1 protein-coding gene is annotated in these 245 nt (G+C 59.6%); it reads left to right on the plus strand.

Annotation, left to right across the window (positions count from 1 at the left end; genetic code table 11):
- Window positions 1–221, plus strand: a 221-nt coding sequence (locus ACZ2IA_RS23210; protein ID WP_470294936.1) for a hypothetical protein, incomplete at its 5' end; no start/stop codon positions are given.
- Between the last annotated feature and the right edge of the window lie 24 nt (window positions 222–245).

Here is a 245-nt window from a genome sequence, read left to right on the forward strand (position 1 = left end):
TCGCCCCTCCCCCCTCCTTTGGAGTGGGGTGTGAAACGTTGGGCTTTAATCTTGTATTGCAGCGCCTTGTTCTCCTGCGATTCTCTGCCGATCTCCGGCGCGCGCGGTTCTGCTACGACCACCTGGCCGGCTCGCTCGGTGCGGCACTGGCCGATCGGAAGATCAAACGTCTGACTCCCAGCGACACGATGCTCGAATTCGTCCCGACCACCGTCATTTAAAAACGGTTCGGTGAGTTGGACCTG

It is taken from the genome of Crenobacter sp. CS_VA4 (assembly GCF_055597485.1).